This window comes from Nonomuraea sp. NPDC049709 (assembly GCF_040674815.1).
Lineage (GTDB): Bacteria > Actinomycetota > Actinomycetes > Streptosporangiales > Streptosporangiaceae > Nonomuraea.
In genome coordinates, this window is record NZ_JBFANM010000024.1 from 70,719 (window position 1) to 86,249 (window position 15,531).

General features: G+C 72.0%; 11 protein-coding genes. 3 read left to right on the forward strand and 8 right to left on the reverse strand.

The features are described from left to right. Positions 1-100: 100 nt before the first annotated feature. Positions 101-553, forward strand: coding sequence for a MarR family transcriptional regulator (locus AB0J69_RS24835; protein WP_364121517.1), 453 nt, complete (start codon positions 101-103; stop codon positions 551-553). A 32-nt stretch (positions 554-585) separates the two neighbouring features. Next, a complete protein-coding gene (locus AB0J69_RS24840) occupies positions 586-1,815 on the forward strand; it encodes an epoxide hydrolase family protein (protein ID WP_364121520.1) in 1,230 nt (409 codons plus the stop codon). Positions 1,816-1,954: 139 nt separating this feature from the next. Here AB0J69_RS24840 and AB0J69_RS24845 read toward each other — a convergent pair whose 3' ends face one another. Beyond that, positions 1,955-2,536, reverse strand: a complete 582-nt coding sequence (locus AB0J69_RS24845) for a GNAT family N-acetyltransferase (RefSeq protein WP_364121522.1) — start codon at positions 2,534-2,536, stop codon at positions 1,955-1,957. A 70-nt stretch (positions 2,537-2,606) separates the two neighbouring features. Between AB0J69_RS24845 and AB0J69_RS24850 the strand changes: the two genes are divergently transcribed. Beyond that, positions 2,607-3,371, forward strand: a complete 765-nt coding sequence (locus tag AB0J69_RS24850; protein WP_364121525.1) for a PIG-L family deacetylase — start codon at positions 2,607-2,609, stop codon at positions 3,369-3,371. A 52-nt stretch (positions 3,372-3,423) separates the two neighbouring features. Here the strand turns inward: AB0J69_RS24850 and AB0J69_RS24855 are convergent, their stop codons facing one another. From AB0J69_RS24855 to AB0J69_RS24885, 7 genes are all read right to left on the reverse strand, one after another. Next, a complete protein-coding gene (locus AB0J69_RS24855) occupies positions 3,424-5,499 on the reverse strand; it encodes a hypothetical protein (protein ID WP_364121527.1) in 2,076 nt (691 codons plus the stop codon). 3 nt (positions 5,500-5,502) lie between these two features. After that, complete coding sequence (locus AB0J69_RS24860; protein ID WP_364121530.1) at positions 5,503-6,357, reverse strand: carbohydrate ABC transporter permease; 855 nt, start codon at positions 6,355-6,357, stop codon at positions 5,503-5,505. Beyond that, on the reverse strand, positions 6,354-7,307 hold the full coding sequence (locus AB0J69_RS24865) for an ABC transporter permease subunit (RefSeq protein ID WP_364121533.1): 954 nt from the start codon (positions 7,305-7,307) through the stop codon (positions 6,354-6,356). The genes AB0J69_RS24860 and AB0J69_RS24865 overlap by 4 nt, the downstream gene beginning before the upstream one ends. Before the next feature lie 15 nt (positions 7,308-7,322). Then, positions 7,323-8,921, reverse strand: a complete 1,599-nt coding sequence (locus AB0J69_RS24870) for an extracellular solute-binding protein (RefSeq protein WP_364121535.1) — start codon at positions 8,919-8,921, stop codon at positions 7,323-7,325. A gap of 66 nt (positions 8,922-8,987) precedes the next feature. Then, entirely contained in the window at positions 8,988-12,275 is a 3,288-nt protein-coding gene (locus tag AB0J69_RS24875; protein WP_364121538.1) for a hypothetical protein, read from the reverse strand. Continuing rightward, positions 12,272-13,789 (reverse strand): FAD-dependent oxidoreductase, encoded by a 1,518-nt coding sequence (locus tag AB0J69_RS24880; RefSeq protein ID WP_364121541.1) that lies wholly within the window; start codon positions 13,787-13,789, stop codon positions 12,272-12,274. Before AB0J69_RS24880 ends, AB0J69_RS24875 begins: the two co-directional genes overlap by 4 nt. Then, positions 13,786-15,423 carry an FAD-dependent oxidoreductase gene (locus AB0J69_RS24885; RefSeq protein ID WP_364121543.1) on the reverse strand — a complete coding sequence of 546 codons (1,638 nt, stop codon included), beginning with the start codon at positions 15,421-15,423 and terminating at the stop codon, positions 13,786-13,788. The genes AB0J69_RS24880 and AB0J69_RS24885 overlap by 4 nt, the downstream gene beginning before the upstream one ends. Between the last annotated feature and the right edge of the window lie 108 nt (positions 15,424-15,531).

A 15,531-nucleotide genomic window follows, 5' to 3' on the forward strand; every position in this document is an offset into this window, starting at 1 on the left:
GTGGTGCCCTGATGTGCCTTCAGCTTCGCGGAGATCGCTTACGGATTGTTTACGGCATCCTTCCGGTCAGAATTACATCGAACTTTGATATGAATACGACGTGACGCCTTCGCCGGACCGCCCTGTGGTCGACCTCGACGGGCTGGCCACCGTGATCGAGGACTTCAACGCGTACTTCATCCGGCTGCCCTCGGTCCGGCGGTTCAGCTTCTCGGCCCTGTCCGTGCTGCACACGCTCGATCGCAGGGGCCCGCTGCGCCTGACCGATCTGACGGCGACCGAGCAGCTCAAGCAGCCCGCGCTCACGAGCCTGGTGGCCAACCTCGCGCGGGACGGGCTGGTGTCACGCCGCCCCGACCCCCGCGACGGGCGCGCCGTCCTGCTGGACCTCACCCCGGAGGGCAGGGACGTCGTCCGCTCCCGTCACGCGGACCGGGTGGCCAGGCTGTCCCGCCTGGTGGACCACCTGAGCGACGAGGAGCGCGTGGCACTGGCCGGCTCGGCGCGCGTCCTGGCCCGCCTGACCGAGATCGCCGCCCGCCTCGAAGACTGACGCGCCCCCGAAGGGCCAGGAGGAGAGTTTCCATGCCGACCCGACCGTTCCCCCTCCGTCCGGTGCCGCTGCACGTGCCGGACGAGGTGCTCGACGACCTGCGCCACAGGCTGGCCAGGACGAAGTGGCCGCTGGACGCGGGCAACGACGACGGCTATTACGGGGTGCGCGCCGACTACCTGCGGGAGCTGGTGGCGTACTGGGCGGACGGGTTCGACTGGCGCGCGGCCGAGCGGGCGATCAACGCCTACGAGCACTACCGCGTGGACGTCGGGGGCGTACCGGTGCACTTCATGCGCAGGCCCGGCGTCGGCCCGGACCCGGTGCCGCTGATCCTCAGCCACGGCTGGCCGTGGACGTTCTGGCACTGGTCGAAGGTCATCGACCCGCTCGCCGACCCGGCCGCCCACGGCGGCGACCCGGCGGAGGCGTTCGACGTGATCGTGCCGTCGCTGCCGGGGTTCGGGTTCTCGACCCCGCTGCCGCACCACCCGGACATGAACTTCTGGAAGATCGCCGAGGTCTGGCACGAGCTGATGACCGGCGTGCTCGGACACGACCGGTACGCCGCCGCGGGCTGCGACGTCGGCGCGCTGGTCACCGGTCAGCTCGGCCACAAGTACGCCGGCGAGCTGCATGGCATCCACATCGGCTCGGCGCAGAAGCTCACCATGTTCAACGGCGACCGCGCCTGGGACCTCAGCGGCGGGATGCCCGTCCCGGAGGGCCTGCCCGCCGACGTGCGCGCCCGGATCCTGGAGCTGGACCGGCGCTTCGCGGTGCACCTGGCGGCGCACGTGCTGGCCCCCTCCACGCTGGGCTACGGGCTGGCCGACTCCCCCGCCGGCATGCTGGCCTGGATCCTGGAGCGCTGGGCCCGCTGGTCCGACAACGGCGGGGACCTGGAGAGCGTGTTCACCAAGGACGACCTGCTCACCCACGCGACGATCTTCTGGGCCGGCGACGCGATCGACACCTCGATCCGCACCTACGCCAACAACAACCGCTACCCGTGGACGCCGTCGCACGACCGCCGGCCGGTGGTCGAGGCGCCCACGGGCATCACGTTCGTCGGTTACGAGAACCCGCCGGGCGTGACGACCGGCGAGCAGCGGGTGCGCGGCTTCCTCGACGGCGACCGGGCCGCCTGGTACAACCACGTCAACATCACCGTGCACGACCGGGGCGGGCACTTCATCCCGTGGGAGATCCCCGGGGAGTGGGTCGAGGACCTGCGCCGCACCTTCCGCGGCCGCCGCTGACCGAGCGGGACGCCCGTTCCGGCTCACCACCCCGGCCGGATCGGCCCGCCGGGCTCCACGCCGCCGCCGGGCATGGCCCGCACGACCGACCGGGGCGCGCACCGAGCGGCGCATCGCCGAGGCCGGCATGCTCCGGGACCTACCCGGGTTCCGGACCGACCAAGGCGTGCAGGTGCACGTCGTGCCAGCCGTCGGAGTGCAGGTAGGCGCTGCGCCTGGTGCCCTCGAGGGCGAACTCGGCCTTCTCCGCCACCCGGCAGGAGGCCGGGTTGCGGACGGAGTGGTTGAGGAACAGGCGGTGCAGCCCGATGCCGAAGGCCCAGGCGCTCAGCGTGCGGACGCCGGCCGGCGCCGCGCCCCGCCCGCGCGCCGCGGCCCGCATCCAGTACGCCACCTCGGCCTCTCCCTGCTCCAGGTCGATGGTGCGCAGCGCGACCCGGCCGAGCACCTCGCCCTCGTCCGTGACCACCGCCCAGTTCGCGCTGGTCTCCTCGCTCCAGCCGCGGGTGTAGTCGTCGATGAGGTCGCCGGCCTCGGCGATGGACTCCACGGAGCGGCCGTGCCAGTACCGGGTGGCCGGGTCGCTGAAAGCGTCCACGATCATGGGGGCGTCCGCCGCGGCCCAGGGCCTCAGCAGCAGGTTCCGCTCCGACGTGAGGACGGGCTGCGGCGCCTTGCCGAACGAGCCGCGCGCGACGACCGGCGGCAGGAGCTGGGGCATACGGGTTCCTCCGGTTTCGCATGGGCCGCTACGATGAACGACCTCGATCATGCCTTACAGGGGGACAACGGTGGATTTCGGGCTCCTGTGTGTACATGCCCACCCGGACGACGAGGCGATCTGGACGGGCGGGACCCTGGCCAGATACGCCGACGAGGGCGCCCGGACCGCGGTGGTGACCTGCACCTGGGCGGAGGGGACGGGGCGGGCCGGAGAGCTGGAACGCTCCCTCGACCTCCTCGGCGCCGGCAGCCCGAGACTGCTCGGCTACGCCGACGCCCGCAAGCCCGAGTCCGCCCCCGGCGCCCCGCGCTTCGTGGACGTGCCGCTGGAGGAGACGGTCGAGCGGCTGGTCGGGCACATCAGGGACGTCCGGCCCGACGTCGTGCTCACCTACGACGGCTACGGCAGCTACGGCCACCCCGACCACGTGCACGCCCACCGGGCCACCCTGGCCGCGGTCGAGGCGGCCGGATACGACCAGCTCTACCCCGGCACGGGCGAGCCGTGGCGGCCCCGAGCGGTCTACCTGGCCACGATCCCGCGCTCCGTCGTCGTGTCGCACTGGCAGGCGGTCTTCGGGGCGCCCCCGGACCCGGGCCAGACGCTGCCGGGGGTCCCCGACGACCAGATCGCCGCCCACCTGGACGTCGGGCCGTGGGCGGAGCGCAAGTGGGCGGCGATGCACGCGCACGAGTCGGAGGTCGGGCGCGGGGCCTCGATGACGCTGCTGACCTCGCTGCCGGAGCAGGCCCGCGCCCAGCTGCTGGCCAACGAGTGGTACCGCCGGGTGGCCTACGCCGGCGGGAGCCGGACCACGACCCTGCGCGGCTGACGGCGCAGCGCGTACCTGAGTGCGGGTACGCGCTGCGCCCAGGGCCGTCCGGTCAGGCGATCACCTGGTAGCCGAACTGCACCACCAGCCCGCTGGCGCCGGTGCTGCCGAGCACGCGCAGTTGCAGCCGTCTGGCGACCGACGTGCCGTCCACCACGTACGGCGAGGTGAGCGTCGTGGACTGCAACGTGGTGGTCGCGCCCGTCGCCGTCCCGCCGGCGCTGTCGCCGTCGGCGTCCAGCCGCACCTGGCAGGCGCCCGCGCCCAGTTTCCTGGAGACCCGGACGATGCGCAGCCGCTGGCCGTCGGCGTACAGCAGGTTGGACAGGTCGTGCAGGCCGTCGGTGACGGCGCCGTCGATGCGCGCGGTCAGCCAGCCGTCGATCTGCTGGACGCCCTTGTTGCCGGTGGCGCGGGTCTGCGCGGTCTGCGCGCCGGTCAGGGCGTACGCGCCGGCGTGGTTGCCGTTGAGGTCGTTGCCGGTGATGAGCACGTCGGGCGAGGCGCTGACGATGCCGTAGTCCTGCCGGTTGACGCCGTCGCCGACGAAGCCGCCGATGGCGTTGCCGGTGACGACCACGCGGGTGGCCTCCGCACGGATGTTGATGCCGGCGCCGTGCCGGTAGACCTGGCCGCTGCCCGTGTACGTGCCGGGTTCGGCGCCCTTGAGGTCGAAGGCCGTCGCGCTGACCACCTGGATCGTCCACGCGCCGTCCAGGCCGGTGATCCCGGTGACGGTGACGCGGTCGTCGCTCTCCCAGCCGTGCGGGGCGGAGGTGGTGACGCGGACGCCGCCCGAGCCGTTCCCGGCCACGGAGCTGATCTGCCGGGCGAAGTCGGGGTGCGCCATCCGGCCGTTGTTGCCGATCAGGCAGCCGGTCACGGTGGTACGGGCGGAGGCGACGTCGATGCCGTTGCGGCCGGCGCCGCGGATGACACAGCCGGTGAAGGTGACCCCGCCGACGAACTTGGGACCGACCCGGACGTTGTCGAATTCGCCGTCGGCGGAGATGTAGGTGTTGGCGAACTGGGCCTGCGCCCCCGCCTCCAGCAGGACGGGCACGCCGTGGCCGTTCTCGAAGCCGCCACCCTCGAAGTAGACGAACTTCGGCAGCGCCGTGCTGCCGGTGGTGTTGCGCATCCACAGCCCGTGCCGCCCGAACAGGATGGCGGTCGCGATGAACTTGATCGATCCGCCGAGCCCGTCGATGACCACGTTGTCGGTGACCTTGTTTCCGCTGCCGGCGGCGATGCCGCACTGCACGAACTCGACCGGGTCGGCGCGCTGGTCGTCGGCGACGCCGTTGAGCAGGATGACCTGGTCGCCGGTGAAGGTGTTCCAGACGCAGTTCTGGAACCTGACCGTGTTGCAGGCCCGCAGCACGAGGCCGTTGTGTCCGTCGCGGAAGCGGGCGTTGGTGAAGGCCAGCATGTAGTTGCCGTCCTCCTTGGCCGCCCCGGCCCGCTCGGTGCGGATCATCGCGCCGCCGCTCAGGCCGAGGCCGCGGATCTGCAGGTTGCGGAAGCCGCCGCCGTGCACGCCGGTCAGCACGAACCCGTCGGCGGCGCCGGTGTCGAGCAGGATCTGGGTGCCGTGGTCCAGGCTGTCGGTGTGGCCGGCGCCGTCGAAGGTGATGGGCACGCGCTTGACCGAGATCGTCTTCTTGACGAGCACCTTGCCGGGGCCGATCTCGATGGTGCCGCCGGCGGGCAGGGCGTCGACGGCGCTCTGCAGGCGCTGGGTGTCGTCGTCGGCGCCGGTGCCGCGCCAGCCGTACCAGGCCAGGTCCACGGTGGCGGCGACGGGCCGCTTCCACCGGCCGGTGGCCACGCCCGCGACGGCGAAGACGGTGCCGCCGTCGTCGGGCGCGGTGCTCGTCTCGTCCCAGTACAGGTCGCCGCCGCCGCGGCCCGGCGTGGGCGTCACGCCGGGCCCGGCCTGGTGGTAGCCCAGCAGGTAGATCTGCTCCCCCGGCTGGCCGGGGGTGTTGCGCAGGTCGGTGACGCCGGCGATCTGCCGGACGTCGCGCTTGGCGGCCTGCGCGGGGGTGGCGCTCAGCGCCATGGCGGCCGCGCCGCCCGCGCCTAACACCGACAGAATCCGACGGCGGTCCTCGTTGATCTTCATGTGTCAGCCTTTCACCGCGCCGATGAGGATGCCCTTGGCAAAGTGCTTCTGGAGGAACGGGTAGACGATCGCGATGGGGACCAGGCTCAGCACCAGGATCGCCATCTGCATGGACTGGGGAGGGGGCAGGAAGCCGCCCGACAGGTCCGCCGCGTCGACGCCGAGCGCGCTGTTGTCGACCACGTACGTGCGCAGGACCAGCTGCAACGGCCATTTCTCGGTGTCGTTGAGATAGAGCATGGCGTTGAAGAACGCGTTCCAGTACGCCACCGCGCTGAACAGCCCGACGACGGCGATGACCGCCTTCGACAGCGGCAGCACGACCCGCAGCAGGATGCGCAGCTCACTGGCGCCGTCGATGCGGGCGGCGTCGATCAGCTCGCCCGGGATCTCCTGGAAGAAGGCCCGCATGATGATGATCTGGAACCCGCTGGCCAGCCCCGGCAGGATGAGCGACCAGTAGGAGTCCAGCAGCCCGAGCTGCTTGATCGTCAGGTACATCGGGATCATGCCGGGCGCGAACAGCAAGGTGAACAGCACGGCCAGCAGGATCGGCCGGTGCAGCAGCGAGCCCGGCCGGCTCAGCGAGTACGCCAGCAGCGTGATGCACGTCAGCGACAGCAGCGTCCCGACGACCGTGACGCCGACGGACACCACCAGCGCCCGGGTGACGACCCCGCCGGCCAGGATGGCCCGGTAGGCGTCGAGGTTGGGCCGGTCCGGCCACAGGACATAGCCGCCGGTGGCGGTGACCTGCGCCTGGTCGGCCAGGCTGGTGGAGAAGACCGCGAGGAACGGCAGGATCACCAGCGCGCAGCAGGCGGCCACGACCAAGCCCTTGACGGTACGAATGATCATTTGGAGTACAGCCCCCTCTCGCCCAGCAGGTGCGCGACCTTGTTGGCGCCGAGCACGAGCACCAGCCCGACCAGCCCCTTGACCAGGCCGACCGCGGCGGCCACGCCCCAGTTGCCGCCGACCACGCCGTAGGTGTAGACGTAGGTGTCCAGCACCTCCGACACCTCGGTGCCGACCATGGCCTGCTGCAGGATGATCTGCTCGAACCCGACGGTGAGCACGTCGCCGAGCTTGAGGATGAGCATCAGCACGATCACGCCGCGGATGCCGGGCAGTGTCACGTGCCAGAGCTGGCGGGTCCTGGAGGCGCCGTCCATGGCGCTGGCCTCGTACAGCTCGGGATCGACGCGGGAGAGCGCGGCCAGGAAGATGATCGTGCCCCAGCCGGCGTCCTTCCAGATCACCTGCGAGGTGATCAGGGCCAGGAACAGGTCGGGGTTGCCCAGGAGCGGCAGCGTCGCCAGGTCGTGCGAGCGCAGGAACGTGTTCAGCAGACCCGCGTTGCCCAGCATGTGCTGGAAGATCGCGACGACGACCACCCACGACATGAAGTGCGGCAGGTAGAGGATCGACTGGGCCAGCCGCTTGACCCGCGCACCGGCCAGCGAGTTGAGCAGCAACGCCAGCCCGATCGGCACGGGGAAGACGAAGACGATCTGCACGAGCGAGATGAGCAGCGTGTTGACCAGCGCGTTGAGGAACGCCGGGTCACCGTTGAAGATCACCCGGAAGTTCTCGAAACCGACCCACGGCGCCTCCCAGATGCCCAGGAAGGGCTGATAGTCCTTGAAGGCGATCACGTTGCCGAGCATCGGCACGTAGTGGAACAGCAGGATCACGAGCAGGCCCGGCACGCCGAGCAGGAGCAGCAGCCCGTCCCTGCGCAGCCGGGAGGCCTTCGGGGTCGCGCGCCGCGGCGGGGCGGCCGGGCGGGCCGGTGGGGATTTCACGTCCAGCGCCATCGCTCAGTCGCCCTTGGCCAGCGCGGTCTCGTAGTCGCGGCGGATCTGGTCGCCGCCCTGGCTGCGCCACTGCTTGACGACGTCGTCCCAGTGGCTGACGGGCTTGCGGCCGAAGACGATGTCGAGCTCGGCCTGATCGATGATCTTGATGAGGGTGCCGCCCTTGTTGACGGCGGTCTCGGAGTAGAGGGCGGCGGCCGGGTTGCGGACGATGCCGGGCACGACGCGCTCCTGGTAGGCGCGCTGGGCGTCTACCCGTTCGCGGGGGCGCGGGCCCAGCACGTGGGGAGCGTCGGCGACGTACTCCAGGGGCAGCTTGACCTCGGCCTTGCCGAGGCTCGTCGGCTCGGGCGCGCCGTCCTTCATCGTGTAGTGGGTGCCCTCGACGCCGAACTTGCGGAACATGTACTCGCTCGTGCCGAGCGGCGCGCTCAGCCAGTCGCAGATGCGCAGCAGCTTGGCCAGGCGGTCGGGGTCGGTCTTCTTGAACGCGGTGATGGCGAAGTTCGCCTGCCCCGCGCGGGCGGGGCCCGGGGAGACCACCGCGCCGACGTCCACCTTGTAGGTGTCGGCGAGGATGTCCCAGGCGGCGTAGCCGTCGGAGTTGAGGGCGATGGTGCCGTTGCCGAACAGGTCGCGCAGGTTGAGCTTGGCGCCGATGGCGTCGGGGTGGAACAGGCCCGCCTTGACCATCTCGGCGGTCCTGGCGATGGCCTCCTTGCGGCCCTCGACCTCGTGCTCGGAGGTGAACCTGCCGCCCTCCTCCAGCCACGTGTTGGGCACGCCGAGCATGGTGCCGACGTACATGATGACACCCTTGGCGCTGCCGAAGGCCCACCGGTTCTTCGCCGGGTCGGTCAGGCCCTTGGCCAGGGCGAGGAAGTCGTCGTAGCTCTTGGGCTCGCCGCTCAGGCCGCGCTCGGCGATGAGGTCGGAGCGGGCGAACATGATCGTGCCGACGATGGCGCGCGGGATCGGGATGGCGTAGACGCCGCCCTGGTAGGCGGTGGTCAGCCAGGAGTCACGCGGGATGTTGGCCAGGAACGGGTAGTTCTTGACGGCGTCGCCGGAGACCAGGTCGCTGAGGTCGGCGCACAGGCGGGTGAGGATCTGCGAGCGGTTGGCCAGGCTGGCCGACAGCATGAGGATGTCGGGCAGGTCGCCGCTGGCGACGACGGTGGACAGCTTGCTCACGTAGTCGACGGCGGGCGCCATCGTGATGTTCAGCGTGGTGCCGAGCCGGGTGTTCAGCTCCTGCCAGAACCGGTTGGCGTCCGGGCCGGGGGGCACCGGGTTGAACATGTTGGTCAGCACGTTGACCTCGCCCAGCCCCTCGCCCGGCTTGTCGGTGAAGGCGGTGACGGGCTTGGCCGGGTAGGTGTAGTAGGCGGCCAGCACGCCGTCGGCGGTGGCCGGCAGGTCGGGTTTGACAACGCCGGACGGGACGTAGGCGGGGAAGACCGCCTTGCGCGTTCCGCCCTGCGGGCTCGCCTGGGGTGACGGCGAGCCGCACGCTGTCAGCAGGCCGCCCGAGGCGGCCAGCAGAGCGGTGCTCCCGGTGAGCTGGAGGAACTGGCGCCTGCTGTGACGCGCGTCAGACATGGCCTTTCCTTTCGTCGGGGGGTCGTCGGGGGGTCGGGGAGGTCGTCGGGGAGGTCCGGTCGGGGCCTATCGGAGCTTCAGGGTGATCACTTGCCAGGGAGCCAGCCGGACGGTGCCGCCGAGCTCGCGCGGCTCGCCGAGCTCCGTCTCGTCGGCCCGGCAGCACACGATCCGGCCGGGGTGGCGCAACCGCACCTCGCCGCCGTGACCCGACAGGTCCTGGAGGCGGACGAGCAGCCCCGTACGGTCGCGCGGCTCGGCCACGGTCGCGGCGACCCAGCCGGGCAGGCCGAGGTCGAGCAGGCTGCCGGCGGGCGCGGCGAGCGGGCGCGGCCCGGTGTCGAACTTGTCGAGCCTGCTCACCTCCGACACCATGGGCGCCGCCCGCACCTCCCGGCCCAGCCGCCCGGCCGCCACCGGATCGAACGCGGGAAGGGGCCGGAAGGCGTAGCGCAGGGTCAGCGTGCCGTCCTGCTCGGGCGGGGTGTTGGTGGGCCAGTAGTTGTTCATGACCCACGAGTGGATGGTGCCGCTCGCGGGGGCGAAGCGCTCGGGCCAGGCGCCGCGCACGATGTCCCCGGCGGTGAACAGCGGGGCGTCGGCCGAGGTCCACGCCACGGCGCCGGCCGGCGAGGCGACGACGACGCCGTGCTGGGTGGTGAACCACTCCTGGCAGGCGCCGGGGGCGTGGTCGGCGGCGGGGTCGATCCAGCCCTGCTGGCGGTCGTAGTGGAAGCGGGGGCGTTCGGCCGCGAAGGGAAAGGTCACGTACACCGCCTCCTTGGCCGGCTCGCGCTCCTTCTCCAGGCGCACCAGCACGTCCACGCGGTCGTCGGCGTCCCTGAGCAGGACGTCCACCTCGACGTACGGCAGGCTCGGCGCGCTGCCCACCGCCCGCAGCCGCCAGCCGTCGTACGTGCGGCGCAGCCCGACCGGCCGCATGGCCGCCGGGAAGACGTCCAGTTCCGGGGGGTCGGCGTGCGGGCGGCGGCCGTTCAGCGAGGTGCGGGGCGCGGGCGGGTGGTGGTGCGGCTCGCCGCTGTGCCCGGCCGCGATGCGGGTGGACGGGCCGTTGCGGACGTACAGCACCTGACCGAGGGGCCCGTCGAGCAACCGCCGGCCGGTGGGCCGGTGGGTGAGCCCGAGCACGGCACCGGTCGCGGGGTCGAGGTCGGCCTCCCACAGATCGGTGACCAGCCGGGGCGGCACCTCCTGCCAGCCCTCGTCGTGATCGCCCGAGGAGGCGCCGCGGCCGTCCTCCTCCCCCGGTGCGAGCTCGGCAGGGTCGGCGAGCGGGATCGTGCGGTAGCCGAAGGCGGGCACCGCGGCGACGGTCGTCCGGTAGCGGCGCAGCCCGGCGCAGTCGGACAGGACCTCGGCGGGCAGCGGCGGCGGCGCGGTGGACTCGTACTCGACCTCCACGTCCCTGGCCCAGCTCAGCGGGTTGTGCACGAGCAGCGTCGGACCCTGGGTGGTGACCAGCTCGCCGAGCTGGCTCAGCGCCCGGCGGCCCTCGTCCACGGCGGTGCGCAGGGCGGTGTGGACCTGGTGGCGCTTCCAGTCGAGCTGGTCGCCGACCTGCTCGCCGTGCGGGTGGGCCAGGGCGTGCGACCAGGTCCAGGTGTGCTCGGCGCCGAACAGCGCGCCCTCCCAGGCGGTGTCGAGCGCCTGCCGGTTGGGCCGGTAGGCCGGCTCCGCCCGCGCCACCAGGGCGGCCAGCCCTTCGGTGGCGGGCAGCGCGCTCTGGGCCCGCCGGTGCTCGGCCACCACCGTGGCGCCGGTGCCGACGCCGTCCTCCCAGTAGCTGCCGCCGTCGCCGCGCCACACCGGCAGCCGGTCGGCCAGCGGCCGGACCGCGTCCAGGTAGCCGGCCATCGTGGAGACGACGATGCGGGGGTGGGCGTACACGGCGTTCCACCGGGCGGCGAAGCCGGCGTCGCCGTCGGCGAGGTCCTCGTTGTCGGCGTGGGTGCCGATGACGGCCAGGTCTTGGGGCAGGTAGTCGGGCCGTTCGTAGCGGGCCAGCAGGCGGCACAGCGCGTGGGCGCCGCCTTCGACCGTCTGCGGGTCGCCCACCATGAACCGCAGCTGGGAGTAGGTGTCGGAGAAGTGGGTGAGCACGCGCGAGCCGTCGACGCCTTCCCACATGACCGGGCTCAGCAGGTGCTGCAGGTCGCTGTCGGCGTTGCCGCCGCGGTGGTGGTTCTCGATGCCGACGAAGCCGTCGATGCCGAGCGCGGCCAGGATGGACGGCACGGCGGCGCTGTAGGAGGGCACGTCGGTGAGGTTGGCGTACGTGACGGGCACGCCGTGCTCGTCACGCAACCGCGCCGCCAGGTAGGCCGCCCGGTAGATCTCCTCCAGCGAGGCCACCCCCGACAGGAAGAGGCTGTGGAAGGCGTTGACCGCGATACGGCCGTCCCGCAGCGCCTGGAGCACGCGACCGGCGCTCTTCTCCGAGCGGGTGGCCAGGTACTGGGCCAGGACCAGTGAGCCGTCCACGGAGAAGGCGAAGCCGGGGTCGCGGTCCAGCGCCGCCAGGGCCCGGTCGAGGTTGCGGCTGTGCAGTTCCAGCACCTTGCCCTGGCTGTCGGTGTAGCCGACGTCGAGGTGCACGTGCGGGATGAGGTGCAGCGTCCACCTGCGGGCCGGGGTGAGGGTGAACGTCACGGGTTCGCCGCCGTCCACCGACACCTCGGCCGGGCCGCGGGCTTCCGGGACGGGGAAGCGTACGCGGGCCTGGCCGAGGTCGCGTCCGGGCAGGTCGAAGACGTACGTGCGGCCGGCGAGCCGGACCTCCGCCCGGCGGGCGGGCAGGGGCGCGGTGAGCTCGACCAGCTCCTGCCCGTCGTGCAGGTAGAGCGGCGTGACCCGCAGCGTGGGGGCGGGCGGCGGCCCGGTCGCGGGAGCCAGCGTGATCGAGCGCCAGGTGATGCCGCTGCCGAAATGGTGCCCGAACTGCTCGCGGTGCCGGTGCGGTTGCCCGTCGGGGATCGTGACCGGGCCGGTCGCGGCCTCGGGGTCCAGTGTCGTGGTGATCGCCAGGACGTGCTCGCCCGGCGGCAGCATCGAGCCGGGGATCGGCACCTCCGCCAGCACCTCGCCCGCGATGGGGCCGTGCCGGTACACCTCGGCACGGTCCTCGCGCCGCACCTCGGGGTGGATGAGCCCGCGGTGCTCGCCGTCGATCTCGATCTCCAGGTCGGGGCAGGGCCCGTGCCCGGCCGTGAACTCCAGCCGCAGCGCCCACCGGTCGCGGGCCTCGCCCACGTGCAGCGGCACCTCGATCCGGTGCGGTCGCCACCCGGCGGCGGCGTCGAGGGGGCCGGGCTGGAAGGGCGGGTCGGGGATCATGTCCGGAGTTCCAGCTCGGGCAGGGAGAGCACGCTTCCGTGCTCCTCGAGGGCGGCGGCCAGGTCGGGGTAGCGGTAGTCCTGCACGGCCTGCCCGGTCCGCAGGGACTGGGCGGCCAGCTCGCCCGCGGCCTCGCCGAGCATGCCGTAGTTGGGCTCCATGCGGGCCGACAGGCAGGCGACGTGGCTGACGGAGAAGCAGACGGGGACGGCCACGTTCTCGATGCCGCCACGGGCGGGGAACAGGCACTCGGCGGGAATCTGGTAGAGGTCGGCCGGCTCGTTGTACTCGGTGCCGCTGGGCGGGCCCTCCCCCGCGATCGTGTCCTGACCCTCCGGGTAGAGCTGGACGATGTGGCAGTCGATGCCGTACTTCCAGCAGCACACCGGGGTCGCCTTCGTGTTGCCGGGGATGCGCAGGTCATGCTGGGTGAGGACGTACTGGCCGATCATGCGGCGGCCCTCGCGTACGTAGAGGGCGTGCGGGAAGCCGGCGCCGTACGGGCTGTCGGTGAACTCGTCGGCCGGCAGCCCGAACGTGCGCGTGTCGGCGCGGAACGACTCCGGCAGCGACGGGTCGTGGCTCAGCCAGTAGAGCATGCCCTGGTGCCAGCGTACGTGCTCGGCGATGACCTCCTCGCGCCGCGCCCAGGTGCCGTCCGGGTAGTCCCACGACGCGCCCGGCAGGTCGAAGCCGATGAACAACGCCTGGTTGGTCTGGTACTTGTCGCCGGGCGGCAGCAGGGCGGTGTGCGTGACGATGTCCGACAGGCCCGCGAGGCCGCGCCGCCGGACGAGCTGGCCGAGCAGGCTGTACAGGCGCGGGTCGTACCCGTCCGGTTCGGTGAAGGGCAGCCGGTCGGGCGCCTTGGACAGCACGCCGCGGAAGTTGTACGCCTGCGTCTTCGCGTCGCCCTCGCCCGGCGGCTCGACCGGGGGCGGGCCCACCGGGTAGCCGCTGTTGGGCGAGAACTCGCTGCGGCGCAGCGCCCGGTGCGGGAGCACGCCGGCGAACGGCTCGTCGTAGCGGGAGCGCGGCTCGCGCCCGTAGGTGTACGGCACCCCGGCGGCGGCCATCAGGTCGCCCTCGTAGGAGGCGTCGATGAAGAACCGGGCGCGCCGGCCCAGCACGGCCAGGATCCGGCGGCCCCGCGTCTCGACGTCCGCCGGGCCGTGGACGCGGGCGCCGGTCACGACCTGGGCGCCCGCCTCGGCGAGCAACCGCCGGGCGACGCGTTCGGCGACTTTCGGCTCGAAGCGGTACTGCGGCTCGGTGAAGCCGTACTCGCGGCCGATGCCGCCGAAGAAGCGGTCGCGGGTCAGCCCGGCCAGGGCCGCGAGGATGTTCGGCGGGTCGCTCTTGACCAGGCCGCCGGCGACGATGCCGCCCACGTGCCCGGTCGGCTCCAGGATCAGGCTGCTGAGCCCGCGCAGGCGCAGCCGCAGCGCGGCCATGATGCCGGCGAGCGTGGCACCGTAGATGACGACGTCGGGCTCGTCGGTGGCCGGGCTCATGCGCGCCGCTCGGGCAGGACGTAGGTGGGGGTGGCGTTCTTGCGGGCCTGCGAGGGGCGCATGACGGCGATGTCCTCCGGCCAGGCGACCGGCACGCCGAGGGTGCCGGTGAGCAGGCGCTGCAGCTCCTCGGTCAGGTCGGTGGAGTCGGCCACGGCGTGCGGCTCGGTGCCGCGGCTCAGGCAGAGCGCCGACAGCGCGCCGACGGCCTCGCCGATGCTCCACTCGACCGGGTGCAGCCGGTAGCTGCCGTTGGTGATGTGGGTGGTGCCGATGTTCTTGTTGGCCGGCAGCAGGTTGCGCATCCGGACCGGGACCAGCGCGCCCAGCGGGAGCTGGAACGGGTAGACCTCCAGGTTGACGTAGTTGATCCCGGCCGTGCTCGGGTGCAGGTCGATGTTGTAGTGGCCGACGCCCACCGAGTCGGCGAACCGCTCGGCCCCGGCGCCCTCGGGGCGGTCCACGACCGCGATGTGCTGCTCCAGCACCGTGAACCGGGCCCGGATCCGGCGGGACTCGCGGATGTAGGCCGCCTTCGCCATCCCGTCGGCCGTGCCCGTCAGGTCGGGTCGCAGCCGCAGGCCCGGGTAGCCCTGGCCGCCGTCCGGCCGCGGCGCCTCGGTCTGCATCCAGTGCAGGTACGACAGCGACAGCTCCTTGCACCGCTGCAGCGCCTTCTCCCGGTCGGCGCCGGGGCCGAGCAGCGGCGCCTCCCAGTAGTCGATGTTCGGCCAGTTCACCAGCGTGATGTCGGTGTCGATGACCGCGCGGTCGAACTGGGTGCGGGCCCGGATGCGGCGGAAGTGCCACAGGTCGGCCAGGCTCACGGCGTCCATGTCGCCCTCGAAGATCCGGTTGACCCGGCCCTTCATGGTGTGGATGTCGATCTTCTCCCAGGAGAGCTGCGGGCCCGGCCAGAAGGGGTCGACGTGGGTCTTCCAGTGGTCGTACGAGGCGGGCTTGTCGATGACGTGCTCCTCGCCGGGCCGGTACTCCAGCGGGAAGCACCAGGAGATCGCCTGCTGGTCCGTGGGGTCGGCCACCGGGGAGGCGTACGGCTCGCCGGTCTCTTCCTGGGACTCGGCGCCGATCACGTGCTCGGTGCCGGTGAGCTCCAGCAGGTCGCCCAGCTCGGTGGCGTCGGCCACCAGGGGCGCGACGACCGTGGTGAGCTCGCCGGTGCGGGAGCTGCGCACGGTCACGGAGGTCACCCGGTCGCCGTCGGTCTCGGCCCGTACGGGGACGGTGTCGAGCAGGACGGTGATGCGGCCCGCGGAGACGTACGGCATGAGCATCTCCTCCAGGGCCGCCAGCGCCACCCGCGGCTCGACGCACAGCTTGCTCACGTTGCCCAAACCGGGGTTGAGCACCTGCTGCGCCGCCACCTCGGGGAGCAGCGGATAGTTGCGCCGGTAATAGTCACGGATGCGGTCGCGCAACTCCCGGTAGCCGGAGGAGACGTGCGGGGTCTCTATCCACGGATGTTCGTCGGACGGCACGGCCTGCGAGGTCAGCTGACCGCCCAGCCAGTCCGTCTCCTCGGTCAGCACCACGTGGTGGCCCAGGCGGGCCGCCGTCAGCGCGGCCGCCACTCCCCCGAGCCCGCCACCCACCACCAGCAGATCAACCTTCATGTCAGTCATTGCTAATTTATTTGCTTTCTCTGCGCCAGGCCATCAGGTTTCGCACATGTTAAGCCTCGGCCAAATGCGCATGTCAATAGCTGATAGCACTGCAAATAT